The organism is Kribbella sp. CWNU-51 (assembly GCF_054073265.1).
The window spans coordinates 56,271-74,961 of record NZ_JBSXMZ010000006.1 but is presented as its reverse complement, the minus strand read 5'-3'; the positions used below and the strand labels follow the sequence as shown (position 1 = coordinate 74,961).

The 18,691-nt window shown below is 68.6% G+C and carries 19 protein-coding genes; 4 read left to right on the top strand and 15 right to left on the bottom strand.

The window, feature by feature from the left end; all coding sequences use genetic code 11:
* From ACXC9Q_RS08205 to ACXC9Q_RS08170, 8 genes are all read right to left on the bottom strand, one after another.
* Window positions 1-273 carry a DUF6167 family protein gene (locus ACXC9Q_RS08205; protein WP_457055875.1) on the bottom strand — a complete coding sequence of 91 codons (273 nt, stop codon included), beginning with the start codon at window positions 271-273 and terminating at the stop codon, window positions 1-3.
* Window positions 270-680, bottom strand: a complete 411-nt coding sequence (locus ACXC9Q_RS08200; RefSeq protein ID WP_457055874.1) for a DUF948 domain-containing protein — start codon at window positions 678-680, stop codon at window positions 270-272. Before ACXC9Q_RS08200 ends, ACXC9Q_RS08205 begins: the two co-directional genes overlap by 4 nt.
* Window positions 681-820: 140 nt before the next feature.
* Window positions 821-949, bottom strand: a complete 129-nt coding sequence (locus ACXC9Q_RS08195; RefSeq protein WP_457055873.1) for an excalibur calcium-binding domain-containing protein — start codon at window positions 947-949, stop codon at window positions 821-823.
* 34 nt (window positions 950-983) lie between these two features.
* Window positions 984-1,220 (bottom strand): hypothetical protein, encoded by a 237-nt coding sequence (locus tag ACXC9Q_RS08190; protein ID WP_457055872.1) that lies wholly within the window; start codon window positions 1,218-1,220, stop codon window positions 984-986.
* A gap of 469 nt (window positions 1,221-1,689) precedes the next feature.
* Window positions 1,690-3,057: a replication-associated recombination protein A gene (locus ACXC9Q_RS08185; protein WP_405067418.1), complete on the bottom strand. Its 1,368-nt coding sequence runs from the start codon at window positions 3,055-3,057 to the stop codon at window positions 1,690-1,692.
* Window positions 3,058-3,066: 9 nt separating this feature from the next.
* The gene (locus ACXC9Q_RS08180; protein ID WP_457055871.1) at window positions 3,067-3,756 is read right to left on the bottom strand and encodes a VC0807 family protein; all 690 of its coding nucleotides are present in this window, start codon (window positions 3,754-3,756) and stop codon (window positions 3,067-3,069) included.
* Window positions 3,757-3,832: 76 nt separating this feature from the next.
* On the bottom strand, window positions 3,833-6,346 hold the full coding sequence (gene secA2, locus ACXC9Q_RS08175) for an accessory Sec system translocase SecA2 (protein ID WP_457055870.1): 2,514 nt from the start codon (window positions 6,344-6,346) through the stop codon (window positions 3,833-3,835).
* A gap of 44 nt (window positions 6,347-6,390) precedes the next feature.
* Window positions 6,391-7,188, bottom strand: a complete 798-nt coding sequence (locus ACXC9Q_RS08170; protein WP_457055869.1) for a GNAT family N-acetyltransferase — start codon at window positions 7,186-7,188, stop codon at window positions 6,391-6,393.
* A gap of 106 nt (window positions 7,189-7,294) precedes the next feature.
* Here ACXC9Q_RS08170 and ACXC9Q_RS08165 point away from each other — a divergent pair, with 106 nt between their 5' ends.
* Window positions 7,295-7,897 (top strand): AMIN-like domain-containing (lipo)protein, encoded by a 603-nt coding sequence (locus ACXC9Q_RS08165; RefSeq protein ID WP_457055868.1) that lies wholly within the window; start codon window positions 7,295-7,297, stop codon window positions 7,895-7,897.
* Window positions 7,898-7,949: 52 nt separating this feature from the next.
* On the opposite strand, the gene ACXC9Q_RS08160 is transcribed toward ACXC9Q_RS08165, so the two are convergent.
* Window positions 7,950-9,965, bottom strand: coding sequence for a GxGYxYP domain-containing protein (locus ACXC9Q_RS08160; RefSeq protein ID WP_457055867.1), 2,016 nt, complete (start codon window positions 9,963-9,965; stop codon window positions 7,950-7,952).
* A 241-nt stretch (window positions 9,966-10,206) separates the two neighbouring features.
* Between ACXC9Q_RS08160 and ACXC9Q_RS08155 the strand changes: the two genes are divergently transcribed.
* Window positions 10,207-11,040, top strand: a complete 834-nt coding sequence (locus ACXC9Q_RS08155; RefSeq protein ID WP_457055866.1) for a DUF1028 domain-containing protein — start codon at window positions 10,207-10,209, stop codon at window positions 11,038-11,040.
* Between the two features lie 4 nt (window positions 11,041-11,044).
* On the opposite strand, the gene ACXC9Q_RS08150 is transcribed toward ACXC9Q_RS08155, so the two are convergent.
* The 6 genes from ACXC9Q_RS08150 to ACXC9Q_RS08125 all read right to left on the bottom strand — a co-directional run bounded on the left by ACXC9Q_RS08150 (window position 11,045) and on the right by ACXC9Q_RS08125 (window position 16,262).
* On the bottom strand, window positions 11,045-11,398 hold the full coding sequence (locus ACXC9Q_RS08150) for a GntR family transcriptional regulator (RefSeq protein ID WP_457055865.1): 354 nt from the start codon (window positions 11,396-11,398) through the stop codon (window positions 11,045-11,047).
* A gap of 50 nt (window positions 11,399-11,448) precedes the next feature.
* Window positions 11,449-11,877: a VOC family protein gene (locus tag ACXC9Q_RS08145; protein WP_457055864.1), complete on the bottom strand. Its 429-nt coding sequence runs from the start codon at window positions 11,875-11,877 to the stop codon at window positions 11,449-11,451.
* On the bottom strand, window positions 11,874-12,338 hold the full coding sequence (locus ACXC9Q_RS08140; RefSeq protein WP_457055863.1) for a helix-turn-helix transcriptional regulator: 465 nt from the start codon (window positions 12,336-12,338) through the stop codon (window positions 11,874-11,876). Before ACXC9Q_RS08140 ends, ACXC9Q_RS08145 begins: the two co-directional genes overlap by 4 nt.
* 111 nt (window positions 12,339-12,449) lie before the next feature.
* On the bottom strand, window positions 12,450-14,234 hold the full coding sequence (aspS, locus tag ACXC9Q_RS08135; protein WP_457055862.1) for an aspartate--tRNA ligase: 1,785 nt from the start codon (window positions 14,232-14,234) through the stop codon (window positions 12,450-12,452).
* A complete protein-coding gene (gene hisS / locus ACXC9Q_RS08130) occupies window positions 14,231-15,562 on the bottom strand; it encodes a histidine--tRNA ligase (protein WP_457055861.1) in 1,332 nt (443 codons plus the stop codon). The genes aspS and hisS overlap by 4 nt, the downstream gene beginning before the upstream one ends.
* A 10-nt stretch (window positions 15,563-15,572) precedes the next feature.
* Complete coding sequence (locus tag ACXC9Q_RS08125) at window positions 15,573-16,262, bottom strand: MBL fold metallo-hydrolase (RefSeq protein WP_457055860.1); 690 nt, start codon at window positions 16,260-16,262, stop codon at window positions 15,573-15,575.
* Between the two features lie 234 nt (window positions 16,263-16,496).
* Between ACXC9Q_RS08125 and ACXC9Q_RS08120 the strand changes: the two genes are divergently transcribed.
* Both ACXC9Q_RS08120 and ACXC9Q_RS08115 read left to right on the top strand, forming a co-directional pair.
* A complete protein-coding gene (locus ACXC9Q_RS08120) occupies window positions 16,497-17,723 on the top strand; it encodes a DUF349 domain-containing protein (RefSeq protein ID WP_457055859.1) in 1,227 nt (408 codons plus the stop codon).
* Between the two features lie 52 nt (window positions 17,724-17,775).
* A complete protein-coding gene (locus tag ACXC9Q_RS08115) occupies window positions 17,776-18,639 on the top strand; it encodes a hypothetical protein (RefSeq protein ID WP_457055858.1) in 864 nt (287 codons plus the stop codon).
* Window positions 18,640-18,691: the final 52 nt, after the last annotated feature.

Here is an 18,691-nt window from a genome sequence, read left to right as displayed (position 1 = left end):
TTACCGGTAGTCCTCACGCGTGTCCGGGTGGTTTGTGGGTGGGGCCGGAGGCATGACGCTGTTGGTGTCGATGCCGAGGGAGTCGCGCAGTTCGGTCTCCCGCTCGTCCATGCCCTCACGGACCTGGTCGCCGAAGTGCCGGACCGCGGCGGCGAGCTTGGCCGCGGACTCCTGCATGCTCTCCGGGGTGAGCACCTGAACACGCTTCTTCAGCCGGGTGACGGCGTACACGCCGACGACGATCCCGATGATCAGCCAGAAGATCCGCTTCACCGTTTCTGCGCCTTCCGCTCGGCCTTCATCTCTTCCTTCACCCGTCGGCTGACGTCCTTGCGCTGCTGGTCACCGAGCGCGCGACGGACGCCGTAGCTGAAGGCGGCCGCCTTCACCAGCGGACCGCCGGCGGTGGCCGAGAACAGCGACATCAGCGCGGCCGCGTTGGTGGTCACCGTGGTCGCGTTGTCGGTGATGGTGTCCACCTTGGCCAGCTGAGCGTTCGTGGTGGTCACGGTGGTGGTCACCTCGCCGAGCAGCGGGATGGTCTCGTCGGAGACGCCTTTCACCAAGATCCGGGTCTCGTCGAAGACCTTGCCCAGCTTCAGGATCGGATAGGCCAGCAGGCCCACCAGGATGAGCAGCGCGCAGGCGGCTATCAACCCCGCGACTTCACCGACGCTCATGGAAACGATCCACCTTCCGTTGCGACCTCGTGGACCGCCCGACCTTATCGCGCGCCACTACCGCACTCCGCTCCAGGACACCATCCCTCACATCACAGTCGCTCACCAAACCGCGACAGCACGTCACCCCGCGGCGACGGTCAGGAGCTGCCGTTCTCGCAGGCGACACCGTCGCCGTTGTGGTCGAGCGCTACCGAGTAGCCCGGATCACCGCGGTGCAGGGGCGCCTTGCCGGCTGCCCGGACCTCGGCGCAGTCCTTGTACACCACCGCTGTGGGGGTGGTCGAGCTAGGTGTCGTCGAGCTAGGTGTCGTCGGACTCGGCGACGTTGGGCTCGGTGTCGTCGGACTGGGTGTCGTTGAGCTCGGCGCCGTAGGGCTGGGCCTCGTTGGGCTGGGCGTCGTTGGGCTGGGCGTCGATGTGGCCGGTTTCGTTGGGGCCGGAGTCGTCGAGGTGGGTTTCGACGGGGTGGTTTTCGCCAGGGTGGTCGGCCGGACCGGAGTGCTGGACCGGCTCGGCCCCGAGAGCGGGCCTGACCACGGTGGGGCCGGCGCGCTGGGGGTCGGCGTCGGCCGCGTCGACGGGAACCAGGGGGTGGTGACCGGCAGCAACGGCTTCCCTACCGGGAGACCCGGCCGCTTGCCCGACCGCATCGTACCCGAGGTCCGCTCGACCTGCGGGCTGAACAAGGTCGTGCTCGGTGGTGCCTGGATAGTTGCCGAGTCATGTGACCCGAACGGAACGAAGAACAATATGCCGGCCAGTGCGACCACGACCGCGGCGAGTGCGCCCAACTTCAGGGCCGGTAGCCGCCGGCGGCTGTGTCGCGGACCGGAACTGCGGATATGTCGTCCGAGGTGGAACTGCAACACGTGCTAACCCTTCACCCCCAGGCCGAGAGGCAGCCTACCTACTCGAACGCTTCAATCGAAGCTCACCGCGAGTGCCTGAACGGTGCCATCCGGTGCCCAGGCCAGCTCCATCGTGTCGACGTGGTCGCTGGTCCGGCTCACTCGCGGTCCCTGAGGATCTTGCGGATGTTGGCGACGCGGTCGGCATACGCCGCTTCGCCGCCGCGGCGGGTGGGCTTGTAGTAGTCGGTGCGGTCGACGACGTCGGGGGCGTACTGCTGCGGGACGATGCCGCGCGGGTCGTCGTGGGAGTACTGGTACGACGAGCCGTGGCCGATCTTCTTGGCTCCGGCGTAATGGGCGTCGCGCAGGTGGGGTGGGACCGGGCCGACCTTGCCGGCCTTCACGTCCGCGATGGCGGCGTCCACGGCCATGATCACGGCGTTGGACTTCGGCGCCAGGGCCAGCGCGACGACGGCCTGGGCGAGGTTGATCCGCGCCTCGGGCATGCCGATCAACTGGACTGCCTCGGCCGCGGCCACCGCGACACCGAGCGCGGTCGGATCCCCCATGCCGATGTCCTCGCTGGCGGAGATCACCAGCCGGCGGGCGATGAACCGTGGATCCTCGCCGGCCTCGATCATCCGCGCCAGGTAGTGCATCGCCGCGTCCACGTCCGAGCCCCGGATCGACTTGATCATCGCCGACGTGACGTCGTAGTGCTGATCTCCGGCCCGGTCATACCGCACCGCGGCCCGGTCGACCGCGGTCTCCAATGTCTTCAAGTCGATGACCTTGGCGCCTTTCGCCCGTGCTCCCCCGGCGGCGGCCTCCAGATAGGTCAGCGCGCGCCGCGCATCGCCCCCGGCCATCCGCAGCAGATGCGCCCGCGAGTCCTCGGCGAGCTCGAATTCTCCGTTCAATCCGCGCTCGTCGGTCAACGCCCGGTCGAGGAGCGTCGAGATGTCGTCGTCGGTCAGAGATTCCAGGGTGAGCAGGAGACTCCGCGAGAGCAGCGGCGAGATGACCGAAAAGAACGGGTTCTCGGTGGTCGCCGCGACGAGCGTCACCCAGCGGTTCTCCACGCCGGGAAGGAGCGCGTCCTGCTGAGCCTTCGTGAACCGATGCACCTCGTCGATGAACAACACGGTCTCGACCGTCCCGGTCCCGCGGGACAGATCCCGGCGGGCGCCGTCGATCACCTGCCTGACGTCCTTCACCCCGGCCGTGACAGCCGACAACTCCACGAACTTCCGGTTGGTCTGATGCGACACGACCGCCGCGATCGTCGTCTTCCCCGTCCCCGGCGGGCCCCAGAGCAGCAGCGACATCGGCTGGTCACCCTCCACCAGCCGCCGCAACGGCGACCCGGGTGCGAGCAGGTGCTGCTGCCCGACCAGCTCGTCAAGACTGCGCGGGCGCATCCGGACGGCCAACGGAGCCGCCGTATGGTCCACGTCCGCCAGACTCCCGCCGCCCCTGGCCGGCGCCGGCGCTCCCGGAAGGTCGAACAACCCATCACTCACGTCCCGAGCCTATCCGCCGGCACCGACAGCGCGGGCATCCATCACTCCGGCGCTACAGCTGCGCGCCTGCTCGCCGTGCCGCCGAACGCGGGGCAAGACCAGGTGCCAGGTGCCGCTGCGGCGGAGCAGCACCTGGGTGGGGATCTGCAGCGCGATGATCGTGACCACCGTGATCACCGGCTCCATCGCAGGTACGACGGGAATCGGCAGCGTGTACGCGACGACGACCCGGATCACGGCGTCGAGGACGGACGTGATGCCCCAGAGCACCGTGATCCTCCGCCAGGCCCGCCGGAACCGTGGATCCTCGTCCCACAGCCGGTCCATCACGGCCGCCCGCCGAGAGAAGATCGCGCGGGTGAACGTGTAGCAGAGCGGTTGCGGATGCCGGAGGGACCACAGCGTGATCCCGGCGAACGGGAGGCTGATCCAGGCGTTGCGAACGAGCAGGAGCCGGGCATCCCCACCCAGGACCGCCACCACCGCGCTCCCCAGCATGCTGACGATCACCGCCACGCCCAGGAGATCGGTACGGCGGCGACGCGCGATCGAGATCCCCGCACTGATCAGGCCGGGCACGGTGCCGGCCAGCAGAGCGGACACGTTGCTCGCGCCGGCGGCTCGGAGGCCGTAGTAGAGCGCGAGCGGTGTGGCTATGTCGAAGACAAGAAACCGGACGCGGTCGCGGGTGCGGGACATGACCCGAGACTCGCCCGCCGGGCCGGTGCCCGGCATCGGGCGGACGGCTGCGGCCGATCAGACCAAAGTCGAAGGTCTACGCCTTCTGGTCCGGCTTCTCTTCGTCCTCGTCCGCGTCACGCAGCTCTTCGGGCAGCTCGTCCGCGTCGTCGTCCGCGTCACGGAGCTCCTCAGGAAGCTCGTCCTCGTCGTCCGCGTCGCGGAGCTCCTCGGGGAGGTCGTCCTCGTCGAACTCCTCGGGGAGGATCTCCTCCGACTCCGCCACCGACTCCGGTTTGATCGCGTTGCGGAGGCGACCCAGGATCCGGTCCGCCTCGGTGCCGAACGGGTTGTCGTTGACCAGGTAGGTCCAGGTCGCGGTCGGACGCGGGATGCCACTGGCCTCCTCGTCCAGACCGTCCGCGGTGATCTCGGCGTCCTGGAAGGTCTCGACAGCGTCTGTCCACGCGTCCGCGATCAGCGTGTCGAACGACGCGATCGCCGACTTGTTGAACTCGTCGATCGGCTTCAGATGCACGATGCCGCCGGCCAGCGACCGCAGGTGAATCCCCTCGCGGAGATCCGCCAGGTACGCCAGGTGGTCCGTCCAGCGCCGGTCGAGGTGACTCAGCACGATCCTCCGGGCCGCGTCCTTCACCACGTCCTCGCCGACCTCGTCGACCAGTTCGTCGTACCGCTCCTTGGCCCGCTCGGCCAGTTCCTCGGCCGCGAGGTCGTCGACCAGCACCTTCTCCCGGGTGTCGAGCAGGATGGCCCGCTGCTGACCGGTCAGCCGGTGGTACTGCCACGTCGTCCGGTGCAGCTCGGCATTCGCGCCGTCGGCGACCCGCTGTGCACCCTCGAGCATCCCGACAGACTTCCGGTCCGTCAGCCGGCCACTCTCGTCCGGATGCGGCCGCAGACCGGACGAGACGGAGTACCGCGTCACGAGCTCGTCGGCGAGGCTGGCGAAGAACAGCGTCCCACCTGGGTCGCCCTGCCGCCCGGCGCGCCCACGCAGCTGGTCGTCCAGCCGGCGCGAGGCGTGCAGACCGGTCCCGATCACGTAGAGGCCGCCGAGCTCGATGGCCTTGTCCTTGTCGTGCGACTCGTCCTTGCCGCCCAGCCGGATGTCCGTACCGCGACCGGCCATCTGCGTCGACACGGTCACCGTCCCCGGCACACCGGCCTCGGCGATGATCGCCGCCTCCTCGGCGTCGTTCTTCGCGTTCAGTACCACGTGCGGGACCTCGGCCGCCTCGAGCCGGTCGCTGAGTTGCTCGGACTCCTCCACGCTGTGCGTGCCGATCAGGATCGGCCGCCCGGTCTCGTGCACCTCGGCGATGTGCTCAACCAAGGCCACGTTCTTCTGCTTGGCGGTCAGATACAGGCGGTCCGGGTCGTCCTTGCGGATGTTCGGCTTGTTCGGCGGTACGACGGCGACGTCGACCTCGTAGAACTCCTGCAGCGACTCCCCGACGACGACCGCCGTACCGGTCATGCCGCACAGAGTCTTGTAGCCCTTGACCAGCGCCTGCACGGTGATGCTGTCCAGCACCTCACCGGAGTCGCTGACCGGCACGGCCTCCTTCGCCTCGACGGCGGCCTGCAGACCGTCGGGCCAGCGCTGCAGCTTGGCGATCCGGCCGCGGTTGTTGTTGATCAGGCTGACCTTGCCGTCGCGGACCAGGTAGTCGACGTCCTTGCGCAGCAGCACCTCGGCGTGCAGCGCGACGTTGATCTGGGTCAGCCGGTCGAGGTTGTCGTCCTCGTACAGGTTGATCCCGCCGAGCGTCTCCTCGACCTTGTCCGTGCCCCTGTCGGTCAGCGCGACCGTCCGGCCGTCGCCGTCGATCTCGTAGTCCACGCCCGCGCGCAGCGTCCGGACCAGCTGGACCACGTCCTCGTCCAGTTCCTCGGTCCGGGTCGCACCGGCCAGCACCAGCGGCACCCGTGCCTCGTCGATCAGCACCGAGTCCGCCTCGTCCACCAGCGCCACGTCCGGCTCGACCGTGACCCGATCGGCGACATCGGTGACGAGCCGGTCGCGCAGTACGTCGAACCCGATCTCGCTCACCGGCGCGTAGCAGACATCCGCCTCGTACGCCGTACGCCGCTCCTCCGGCGTGGACGCCTGGCCGATGTGCGACACCGTCACGCCGAGCAGTTCGTACACCGGGCCCATCCACTCGGCGTCGCGGCGCGCGAGGTAATCGTTCACCGCGAGCACGTGGACCTTGCGGCCACCAACGGCGTACCCGGCGGCGGCGAACGCACCGGCCAGCGTCTTGCCCTCACCGGTGGCCATCTCGACCACGCGGCCCTGCAGCATCGCCAGCGCGCCGACGACCTGGCCGTCGAACGCCCGCTCGCCGATCGTCCGCTGGGCCGCCTCCCGCGCCAGCGCGAGGAACTCGATCTGCTCGTCCTCGTGCAGCCCGCCGGTGGTGCGCAGCTCCGCGACCGCCTCGGTGAGCTCCTCGTCGGTCAGGGGCAGGACCGATTCCTCCGCCTCGCCGACCAGCTGGGTGAGCCGCTCGTACGGGCCGAGATCGATCGAGCCGGGGCGCTGCAGCAGCCGGCGGAAGCGGGACGCGATTTTCAGGGCCATGATCCGGAAACGTACAGCGTCGGACTGTCGTTCCGCGCGTCAGGTCACGGTGTCCACTCGTACGGCGTGGTGGTCGTGACACCGTACAGACCCAGCTTCTGCAGGATGGGGCGGGAGTCCTCGGACGCGTCCACACGGAGGAACTCGTATCCACGCTCCTTCGCCAGCCGGGCCCGGTGCACCAGCAGCGCGCTGTACAACCCCTGCCGCCGCCACTCCGGCAACGTCCCGCCACCCCACAGGCTGGCGAACCCGGTCCCGGGGTGGAACCGGACCCACGCGGCCGACACCGCCGGCCCGTCCGCCCCCTTCAGCGCGTCTTCGACCAGGAACACCGACAACCGGTCGGGGAACATCCGCGCCTCGGCCGCCAGCCGCTCCACGATCCGATCCAGCCCGTCGTGCCACAACGTGTCGGTGAGTACGCCGATCCGGTGGTAGTCCTGCGGTCCGTCGACCTCCCGCAACCGCACCTTCGACGGCAAGGCCGACGGCCGCTCCAGGATCCGGTCCACCTCGCCGAGGATGAGCGTCTCCGGCTCCTCCCGGCTGAACCCGGCCCGGACCAGGCGCTCACCGAGGTCGGGGGGTTCGTCGTACGCGTACGTCTTCCACTCGAACGGCAGGCCACGGTCACGGAAGAACGCCACCTGGTCCGCGATCACCGCGTCCGGGTCGTCGCCCAGACCGCGCGGCGTCTCGACGAACCCGGCGCCGTCGGGCCCGTCGTCGTACGAGCGATGAACCAGGCCGTCGTGCTCCTGCTTCCAGCCGGGGATGGCATCGGCGTCCGGCAGCCGGATCCGGCGGTGGAACACCTCGAGCAACTCGTCAGGCGTCATCCGCACATCGTGCCCGATCGACTACCAGAAATCACCAGGCTCGAAAGTAAACCAGTTGGCAACTGGTGTCGTCCAAGTAGTTGTCCATACAAGGGGGAACACCATCATGAACATCCACCACATCACACCCAAGACGATCCTCGCCGCACTCGCGGTGATGGCAGTCCCGGCCGCCGCGTTCGCCGCGCCGGCCTTCACCGGATCATCCACCGCACCCCGTACCGCCTCGACCACCACGGTCGCCGCCGCCTCCTGCCCGAGCGGCTGGGGATCGTTGCCCGAGGCAAACAGCCGGATGACGCCGGCACCGGTCACCAGCGTCCGCACCGGCCGGCACGCCTGCTTCGACCGGCTCGTCGTCACCGTGGACGGCCCAGCCGCTGGGTACGACGTTCGCTACGTCAAGAACGTCTACACCGACGGCGCCGGCTTCCTGGTCCCGCTCCGGGGTGGCGCGAAACTGCAGATCGTCGTTCGCGCCCCGTCGTACAGCTCGGCCGGCACGACGACGTACCGGCCGAAGAACCCGAAGGAGCTGACGAACGTCGCCGGCTACAGCACGTTCCGCCAGGTCGCGTCCGCCGGCAGCTTCGAGGGCCAGACGACGATCGGCCTCGGCGTCCGCGCCCGGCTCCCGTTCCGTGTCTTCACGCTCGCCGGGCCGGGCTTCGAGACGCGCCTCGTGATCGACGTCGCGCACCACTGGTAAGCCCCCACCTCGCGGTCGCCCGGTTCCCCCACCGGGCGACCGCTTTCGCCTTCTACAGCACGCGATTGAGTAGGTCGAAGAAAGTGTTCGCCAGCACCAGCTCGTAGGGATCACCGAGCATCGGCGCGAGTTCGGCCATGTCGGACGGTGTCCACGACCAGGCACCGATCCCGCCCGCGATGAAGAGCGGGCCCGCACCGTCCCAGTTCGCGATCTTCGCATCGAGCGCGGCCTTGTACTCGGCAGCCTTGCCGGGTGCGCCCCAGATCCCGATGACCGGCAGTCCGCCGCGCCGGACCAGCAGTGGGTCGCCGTCCCACGACTGGATGATCCCCTTCACCGGGGTGTGGTCGGCGTACCCCTTGGCGATCTCCTCCGGGAACGGCACCCACTGGCCGTTCTGGCGGTTGTTGTACGCGTAGACCTGATCCATCCCGGTGCGGCGCATGAAGTCGCCGGACATCTTCAGGTACGACGTCAACTGGTCGGCAGGCCAGGAGCCGGGATAGGTGTAGCCCCCACCGGAAGGACCACAGACCAGCAGGTCATTGGCCGTCGCGGTCCGCTGGAAGTAGCTGAACAGCCCCGGCCCGGTCTCCGCAAGCAGCGGGCTGATCGTCCAGTTGGCCAGCGCCTCGCCGCGTTTCGGGTCGTCCCAGATGTCGCGCATCCGGCGCTGGCAGTACTGGATGTTGTCGCCCTCGCCGAAGGTCAGCGTCACGTAGACCTTGTTCTTCGGCTTGGTGATCCGCCGTACCGGCCGGACCTTGTCCGAGATCGGCGCCGTGAACCCGGCGTGGACGGTCCCGTTCATGTAGAAGTCGGCCGCGATCACCGGCGAACCACCCTTCGAGGCGAGGTCGACGCCGTCCCACTCACCGGAGACGTCGTTGGCGAACCAGCCCATGTACGGCGCCAGCGGCGGGTACTTGGCGTAGTGCTCGATGAGCAGGTCCCCGGTCTCGCCGCCCGGCGGTAGCCAGCTCACCAGGGCTTTGGTGGCCACCACGTAGTCGCGGAAGTACGGGAACGGCTCGATCCGGGTCGGTGCGGTGTCGGTGGCCGCGATCAGGTACTGGTTCCACATCTCCACGGTCACGACCAGCGACGTCGTACCCGCGGGCGGCGCGATGCGGTAGATCCAGTAGTTGCCGCCGTCGGCGAACCGGTTGCCCTCACCACCGATCGACGAGTGCGAGCCGTCGAACAGGTAGGGCGCCTCCTCGGGCGTGTTCGGGGCGAAGTGGGCGATCTCGGTGCCGTTCGCCTTGATCGATACCGAGAGCACCGAGGCACCCCAGCCGTCGTCGCCGAACGAGTCGGCGAACCGGACATACACGGCCTCCTTGCCGAGCTTGGCTGAGACGTCCAGGTCGTAGGTGCCGCGGTTCGACGAGTCCCGGATCTGCCGGGTCTCGCGCGCGATCTCCTGCCAGACCACGTTCTCGACGTTGACGACCATGGTCGGCGGGAGGCCGGCGAGCAGTTGGTGGGTGACCCGCGGGAACAGGTTGTCGAGCTGCCACCGATAGGTCTTCACGCGGTCGGCGTCGAACATCCCGCGCAGGTCCTTCACGATCCGCAGCCCGTGCGCCTTGGCCTGATCGGCGTCGGCGACGACCGCGTTCTCCAAGCCGGCCAAGGTGGTCGCGACGTTGAGCGAGTCGGGTACGTCGGGGTCGTGCACGATCGCACCGCGGATCCGGCTGCGGTACTTGGCGACCAGGTCCAGCGGGTTCGCGTACAGCTTGGTGGGCAAGTGCATGTCGGCCAGCCACTTGGCGTCCGGCGTACTCATGGTGCCCGTGTCGTAGAGGAAGTACAGCTCGGGCTGAGTGCGATTGACGACGCCTTGCAACGTTGTCAGCAGGGTCTGATCGCCACCGCTGAGCTTGCTGACGTCGCCGTAGTCCAGGTGTTTCGGGCGGTTGAACACCGGCAGGAGCCGGGAGCCGCTTCCGGTCGTGAGATCGGCGGCGTTCGCGCTGGCGGTGAGGCCCGGAAGCAACCCGAACCCACCCGCCGTCACCGCGCCACTGCCCGCCAGGAACGCACGTCTCGAGACCATCGTGACCACTCCCTGAGGTTGACATCGATGTCAAATCAGCCGGGAGATTAGCAACGTCGCGACGCTGTGTACATAGCTCACTACAACGTCGGCCAAGGCAATTTGGAATCGTTTCCGGACAGAGTCATGTCGGCTTCCTTCCTCCCACCTGTGCACACCAGGCGGCGGCACCGCAGACTACGAGCCGGCAGGCGACTGGTGCCAGGCAATATGTGTTCGGTCCAACTGACTGGAGAGTGCGATGACCTTCTCGATCGTGGCGTTTGATCCGGCTTCCGGCTCGTGGGGTATCGCGGTCGCATCGAAGTTTCTGGCGGTGGGCGCGGTGGTGCCCTGGGGACGGGCCGGTGCCGGCGCTGTCGCTACCCAGGCCGCGGCGAACCTTTCGTACGGACCAAGCGGCCTCGATCTGCTGGCCGACGGTCTTCCGGCTGATCAAGTGGTGGCGAAACTGACGAACGCCGACGACGATCGCGAGCACCGGCAGGTTGGCACCGTCGACGCCCAGGGGCAGGGCGCGACCTTCACGGGCGGATCATGCCTGGACTGGGCGGGCGGCCAGGCCGGTGACGGGTTTGCGATCCAGGGCAACATCCTGGCCGGTCCGCATGTGGTGGCTGCCATGGCGGACGCCTGGAAGGCGTCTGTCGGTGAGACGTTCGAGCGACGGCTGCTGGCGGCGCTAGCAGCCGGTGACCACGCCGGTGGAGACCGCCGTGGCCGCCAGAGTGCGGCGCTGCGCGTGTGGCGCGAAGGGGCGGCGTACGGCGGGGTGCTCGACAGCGCCATCGACCTACGCGCCGACGATCACCGCGCACCCATCGACGAACTCGGCCGCCTGCTCGACCTCCACGACCTGTACTTCGGCAAGCCCGACCCAGCGACCTTGCTGCCACTTGAAGGAGAACTGGCCACCGAGGTAGCCGCCAGACTGGAGTCCCTCGGCTACCCCGCCGCCACCAGCCTCGCCGAGGCAATCGACACCTGGGCCGGCACGGAGAACTTCGAAGAGCGCCTGGTCCCCGGCAAGCTCGACCCGGTGATCCTGGCCCAACTCCGCCGCCAGACCCAGTAGTTCTCTACCAGGCCCGCTTCAGGATCTCGGTGGTCTCGGCCAGGCTGAGGCCGGCCTGGCGGGCGGCTCGGGCTAGGGCGGTTGCCGCCGCGCGGGTCTCCTCGTCGTCGACCTGGCTGCGGGACGCCAGTACAAACGTGCCGTTGCGCCCGCGCGTCTCGACCAGCCGGTCGGCCTCGAGCTCCTTGTAGGCCCGCGCGACCGTGTTCACCGCCAGCCCCAGATCCAGCGACAGTTGGCGAACTGTCGGCAGCCGTGTCCCCCGCGCCAGCTCGCCGGCCCGGATCAACGCCTCGATCTGCGCACGCACCTGTTCGTACGGCGGCGTGATCCCCACCGGATCCACCGAAATGTCCATCCGCTCACCATGCCGGATCGGCGGCCCCGGGGGAATTCAGCCGGCCGGGTTCAGGCGAAGTCTTCCGCGGTGTAGGGCTTCTGTTCGACCAGGACCAGCCAGTTGCCCGAGTTGTCGCGCAGTACCGCCTCCACGCCGTACGGGCGATCGGCCGGCTCCTGGATGTACTCGACCCCCTTGGCGACCAGGTCGGCGAACGTCTTGTGGCAGTCGTCGGTGGCGAGGCCGACACCGTGCATCGAGCCTTTCGCCATGATCCGCTGGATCCAGCCGGCCGACTCCTCGTCGAGAGGCGGGCCGGGCAGCATCAGCGCCAGTTCCAGCTCGGGATGGTCGGCCTGGTGCACCGTGCACCAGCGGAAGTCCTCGCTGAGGGTGATGTCCTCCCCCAGCACGAACCCGAGCTTGTCGGTGTAGAACGCCTTCGCCTCGTCGATGTCGTTCACATAGACGGTCACCAGGCTGACGTTGGTGATCACGGCTCCTCCTCTTGGTCGTCGTGAGTACGACGGTAGGCGGCAGCCACCCCTGGTTGCTTCTCCGGAATTGCGGAGTTCAGCCCGAGCATGAACACGAAGCAACCCGGGATCCGCGCGCCGGTCTGCGTCCGCTGGTACTCGGTCGGCGTCATCCCGACGAGCTCGGTGAAGCGCTGCGAGAACGACCCCAGACTGCTGTACCCGACCAGCCCACACACCTCGGTCACGGTCAGGTTCGTCGCCCGCAACAGATCAGTCGCGCGCTCGATCCGCCGCCGGGTGACGTACTGCATCGGCGTCTCGCCGTACTCGGCCGCGAAGCATCGCAGGAAGTGGTACTTCGACACCCCAGCAGCCGCCGCCAGCCCGGCCAGGTCGAGCGGCTCCGCATAGTTGCGATCAGCAACATCCCGCGCACGCCGCAGATGCCCCAGCAGCCCCACCGGTACGACGATCGCCACCCTCCGAGCCTAGGCCCAGAACGGACTTTCGGCGGGTGCCGAAAGCTTGGAGCTCCCCTCACGCCCGACAAGACCTGGGTACGAGCGCAACCGGCCCAACCGTCATGAGCGCTACTGCTTGGCGTCGTCCTTCTTCTCGGGCTTGGCGTCGACGCCGGCCTCCTTGCGCTGCTCCGGCGTGATCGGCGCCGGCGCGCCGGTCAGCGGGTCCAACCCGCCGCCGGACTTCGGGAAGGCGATCACGTCGCGGATCGACTCGGTGCCGGCCAGCAGTGCGGTGATCCGGTCCCAGCCGAACGCGATCCCGCCGTGCGGCGGCGCGCCGAACTTGAACGCGTCGAGCAGGAACCCGAACTTCTCGGTCGCCTCCTCGTCGGTCAGACCCATCACCTTGAAGACCCGCTTCTGCACGTCCTCGCGGTGGATACGGATCGACCCGCCACCGATCTCGTTGCCGTTGCAGACGATGTCGTACGCGTACGCCAGGGCCGAACCCGGATCGGTGTCGAACGTCTCCAGCGAATCCGGCTTCGGCGAGGTGAAGGCATGGTGTACGGCGGTCCACGCGCCGGACCCCACCGCGACGTCACCGGCGGCGGTCGCCTCGTCGGCCGGCTCGAACAGCGGCGCGTCGACGACCCACACGAACGACCAGGCCGACTCGTCGATCAGCCCGCCGCGGCGGCCGATCTCCAGCCGGGCCGCACCGAGAAGCGCCCGCGACGACTTCACCGGACCGGCAGCGAAGAAGATGCAGTCCCCCGGCTTCGCGCCGACGTGGTCGGCGATTCCGGCGCGCTCTTCGTCCGACAGGTTCTTCGCGACCGGACCGCCCAGCTCACCGTCCTGGCCGACAAGGACATAGGCCAGACCACGCGCACCGCGCTGCTTGGCCCAGTCCTGCCATGCGTCCAGCTGCTTCCGCGGCTGGTCGGCGCCACCTGGCATCACGACGGCACCGACGTACGGCGCCTGGAACACCCGGAACGGCGTGTTCTTGAAGTACTCCGTGCACTCCACCAGTTCGAGGCCCATCCGCAGATCCGGCTTGTCGCTGCCGAACCGCGCCATCGCCTCGGCGTACGTCATCCGCGGGATCGGCGTCTGCACGTCGTACCCGACGAGCTTCCACAGCGCGGTCAGGATCTCCTCGGACAGCGCGATGATGTCGTCCTGGTCGACGAAGCTCATCTCGATGTCGAGCTGGGTGAACTCCGGCTGCCGGTCGGCGCGGAAGTCCTCGTCGCGGTAGCAGCGGGCGATCTGGTAGTACCGCTCCATCCCGGCCACCATCAGCAGCTGCTTGAACAGCTGCGGCGACTGCGGCAGCGCGTACCACGAGCCGGGCTGCAGCCGGGCCGGGACCAGGAAGTCCCGCGCGCCTTCCGGCGTCGACTTGGTCAGCGTCGGCGTCTCGATCTCGACGAAGTCGTGGTTCGCGAGCACCTCCCGGGCCGCGCGGTTCACCTGGCTGCGCAGGCGGAGCGCCGAACCGGGGCCCTGGCGGCGCAGGTCGAGGTACCGGTACTTCAGCCGGACCTCCTCGTTCACCGGGGTCGTGTGGTGCTCCTCGACCGGGAACGGCAGCGGGGCGGCCTCGTTCAGCACCTCGACCTCTTCGGCGATGACCTCGATCTCACCGGTCGGCAGGTTCGGGTTCGCGTTGCCCTCGGGGCGCGGGGAGACGACGCCGACGACCTTCAGGCAGTACTCCGAGCGCAGGCCGTGCGCGGCGTCCTCGTCGCGGATGACGACCTGGACGGTGCCGGTGGAGTCGCGCAGGTCGAGGAACGCCACGCCGCCGTGATCGCGCCGCCGCGCCACCCAGCCCGCCAGGATCACGGTCTGCTCGGCGTTCTCGGCGCGCAACGAGCCTGCGGAATGGGTACGGATCACGAGTTCTCCTGAGGGGTGTCGATCTGAGGTCGTACGTCGGCCGCCGGAGGCGTCCAGGTGGCCGGGTCGGCGGGCACCTGCTCGCCGCTGCGGATGTCCTTCATCTCAGGGCCGTTCTCGGTGCTGAACAGCACGAACGGGATCCCACGCCGGTCCGCGAACCGGATCTGCTTGCCGAACTTCGCCGCCGCCGGCGCCACCTCGACCGGGATCCCCCGGCTCCGCAGCTGCGCGGCCGTCCGCATCGCGTCGGCCCGGTCCTCCTCGGCGTTCAACGCGACCAGCACGGCGGTCGGCGTACTGCGGCTGCCCTTGAGCAGCCCCTGGCTGACCAGCCGGTGCACCAGCCGGGACACACCGATCGAGATCCCGACGCCCGGGTACGTCGTCTTGCCATCGGAGGCGAGTGAGTCGTACCGCCCACCGCCACCCACCGACCCGAACGACTCCTGGCCGACCAGGTAGATCTCGTAGACCGCGCCGGTGTAGTAGTCCAGGCCGCGGGCGATCCGCAGGTCGGCCATCAGCAGACCGGGCGCGTGCTCGGCGGCCGCGGCCATCACCTGGCTCAGCTGCTCGAGGCCCTCGTCCAGCGTGGGGTGCTCGACACCGAGCGCGCGGACCTGGTCGGCGAACGACGTGTCCGTGCTGGAGATGTCGGCCAGTTGCACCGCAAGCCGAGCCTGCTTGTCGGTCGCGCCGGCCTCGATCAGGCGCTCGACCACCTTTTCCGGGCCGATCTTGTCGATCTTGTCGACGATCCGCAGCACCGTGGTCACGTCGTCCAGGCCGAGTCCGCGGTAGAACCCCTCGGGGATCTTGCGGTTGTTCACCTTGATCACGAACTCCGGCACCGGCAGCTTGCGCAACGCGTCCGCGATCACCAGCGGGAGCTCGACCTCGTAGTGCGTCGGCAGCTCGCCGCTGTCGACGATGTCGATGTCGGCCTGGGTGAACTCGCGGTAGCGGCCCTCCTGCGGGCGCTCACCACGCCAGACCTTCTGGATCTGGTAGCGGCGGAACGGGAAGACCAGCTTGCCGCTGTGCTCCAGCACGTAGCGGGCGAACGGCACGGTCAGGTCGAAATGCAGCCCGAGCGCCGCGTCCTCGTCGGCTCCGGCGGCCAGGCGCCGTACGCCGTAGATCTCCTTGTCGGCGTCCTCGCCCTGGTTGGACAAGCGCTCGACCGGCTCCACCGCTCGCGTCTCGATCGACGCGAACCCGTGCAGTTCGAAGGTCTCCCGGATCACGTCGAGGAACCGCTGCTCGACGATCCGGTCTGCGGGCAAAAACTCGGGGAACCCACTCAGCGGGCTGAGTTTGATCATTTGGCCTTGCTCATATCGGTTGAATCTCCAGGTCCTGCAAGTAGGGGTTGGTCGCCTTCTCCCGGCCGATCGTGGTCTGGCCACCATGACCCGGCAGGACGACGATCTCGTCGCGCATCGGCAGGATCTTGGTGGCCAACGTATGCAGCATCGTCGGATGGTCGCCCCCCGGCAGATCCGTCCGGCCGATCGACCCGGCGAACAACACATCACCGGAGAAAAGAACCGCGGGCACGTCTTCCGGCCCGTCGTACGGCGTGGTGAACGTGACCGACCCTCTGGTGTGGCCAGGGGTGTGGTCGACGGTGAAGGTCAGGCCGGCGAGCTCGAGGCTCCGGCCGTCGGTGAGCTCGGCGACGTCGTCCGGCTCGGCGAACTCGTGCTTCCCCCCGAGCAGCATTCGCGCCGTTTCCGGGCTGAGCCCGGCCATCGGGTCCGACAGCAGGTGCCGGTCGTCCGGGTGGATCCAGGCGGTCGCGTCGTACGTCCCGCAGACCGGGAGTACGGAAAACATGTGGTCGATGTGACCGTGGGTGAGCAGTACGGCGACGGGTTTGAGCTTGTTCTCCCGGACGACCTCTTCGACGCCCGCGGTCGCGTCCTGACCGGGGTCGATGACGATGCATTCCGCGCCCTGGCCGGTGGCGACGACGTAGCAGTTCGTACCCCACGAACCCGCGGGGAACCCGGCGATGAGCACGACAGACCTTCCTGAAACGGTTCCGGACCACCCAAGGCTACCGGTGCGCGGGCGGTGAGTTCGAACCGGATTGTGACGCAACACCGTTGCGTCACGGCTGGGAGTTTGTGATTGTTCAGGGATAAGCGTCGGGACAGCGCCCGACGCGCCCAGGCGGACCCTGTTCGCGCGGATGGACCGGGGACTGACCAGAATGGGCACGAGCGCAGTGCATACCGCCGGAAGGGGCGAGTTGTGGCCGGAGAGAGTTGGGGCCGGGTAGCTGAGGACGGAACGGTCTTCGTACGGACCAAGGACGGTGAGCGGGCGGTCGGCCAGTGGCCGGACGCGAACCCCGAGGAGGCCCTCGCCTTCTACACCCGCCGGTACGACGCGCTGGCGTTCGAGGTGGAGCTGCTGGAGCAGCGGGTCCAGGCGGGCACGGTGTCGCCGGACGACGCGCGAGCCGCGGTGAAGAAGGTGACCAGCTCGATCGACGAGGCGCAGGCGGTCGGCGACCTCGACGGCCTGCGGTCCCGGCTGGAGGCGCTCACCCCGCTGGTCGCCCAGCAGCGCGAGAAGCGCAAGGCCGAGCGGGCCGCGAAGGTCGAGGAGGCACGCTCCGCCAAGACCAAGATCGCCACCGAGGCTGAGACCATCGCCGCCGGCACCGACTGGCGGCACGGCGTGACCCGGCTGCGCGAACTGCTCGACGAGTGGAAGGCACTCCCCCGGCTCGACAAGTCCAGCGACGACGAGCTGTGGCACCGGTTCTCCTCGGCGCGGACGACATACACCCGGCACCGTAAGCAGCACTTCGCCGAGCTGTCCTCCAAGCGTGAGGAGGCCGCAGTGGTGAAGGAGCGGCTGGCGGCTGAGGCGGAGACGCTCGCGTCGTCGTCCGACTGGGGTCCGACGTCGGGCCGCTTCCGGGACCTGATGCGGCAGTGGAAGGCCGCCGGCCCGGCGCCACGCGAGGTGGACGACAAGCTGTGGGCGCGCTTTCGGGCCGCCCAGGACACGTTCTTCGGCGCGCGGGACGCCGTACAGGCGGAGGAGAACGCCGAGCAGGTGGAGAACCTCCAGGCCAAGGAGACGCTCCTGGTCGAGATCGAGGCCATCCTGCCGGTCGAGGACGCCAAGGTCGCCCGTGAGCAGCTCCGCGAGCTGCTGGACCGCTGGGACCAGATCGGCAAGGTCCCGCGCGACTCGATGCGCGCCATCGACTCCCGCCTGCGCGCCGTGGAGCAGGCCGTGAAAGCCGCCGAGGACGAGGTCTGGAACCGCAGCAACCCCGAGGCCCGCGCCCGCGCCGAGGCCACGGTCAAGCAACTCCAGTCCCTCATCGCCGACCTGGAGAAGCAGGCCGCCAAGGCCGAGTCCCAAGGCAACGCCCGTAAGGCCACCGAGGCCCGCGAAGCCATCGCCGCCCGCCGCGAATGGCTCACCCAAGCCCAAAACGCCCTCACCGACTTCAGCTAACCCTGTGGATAACCCCCAGCAGCCTTAGGCGGATATCGATCATCCTGCTGGGATGCTTCCTGCCGAACTCCCGTACTACTTCTGTGGAATCCCCTTCCGTGCCCACCAGGTCGGCCGCAAACTCCACTGGCTGCTGGCCCGCGGTGAGATCCGCCAAATCATCCGGGGCGTGTACGTCGACATCCGCGTACTCGACTCACCCGACCTTCGGGCCGACGCGCTGCGCCTGGTTGTCCCGCCAGAGGCCGTGGTGTGTGGTCGGGCTGCTGCATGGCTCCACGGGATCGATACGACTGCTCTCAGCCCCGACCCGACCCTGCGTCCGCAGTGGACCTTCCAACCCCGGCAAACCGTCGAGCTCCGCGGCCTGAAGGTCACGTCCCCGGCCGCGACAGCTATCGAACTCGCGACGCACCTCGAGCGCCCGTTCGCACTGTCGGCAGTCGACGCGCTGCTCCACTCCCGCGTGGTCACCCTCGAAGAACTCAGAACCGCCTCAGCGGCCTACTTCCCCGAGGACGGCAACACCCAGGCTCACCAGATCCTCCGCCACGCTGACCACCGCGCGGCCTCCCCCGCCGAGTCCTGGCTGCGGTTGCGCCTACTGGATGCCGGCTTCGGCCGCCCGGACCTTCAGATCCGCGTAGACGGCCCGTCCCGCACCTACCGCCTAGACCTCGGCTACCCCGACCGCGCTGTGGATGGCCGCCGCCTGGGGCTCGAATACGACAGCGACCAGTGGCATTCGACTGCAAAACAGCAACACCGCGACGAAACTCGCCGCACCGAGCTGGACGCGCTCGGCTGGCACGTGATCTCGGTGCGGCGGCCTGACCTGTGGGGTTCCTATCCCGCACTGGAACTCGCGGTCGGTGCCTTCCTCTGCCAACATCCCCTGCTCCCCCGCCGCTGGTAGCCGACGACCCCGTTCGCCGGACCGAGGGGCTGGCGCGGCGAACGGGGGTTCG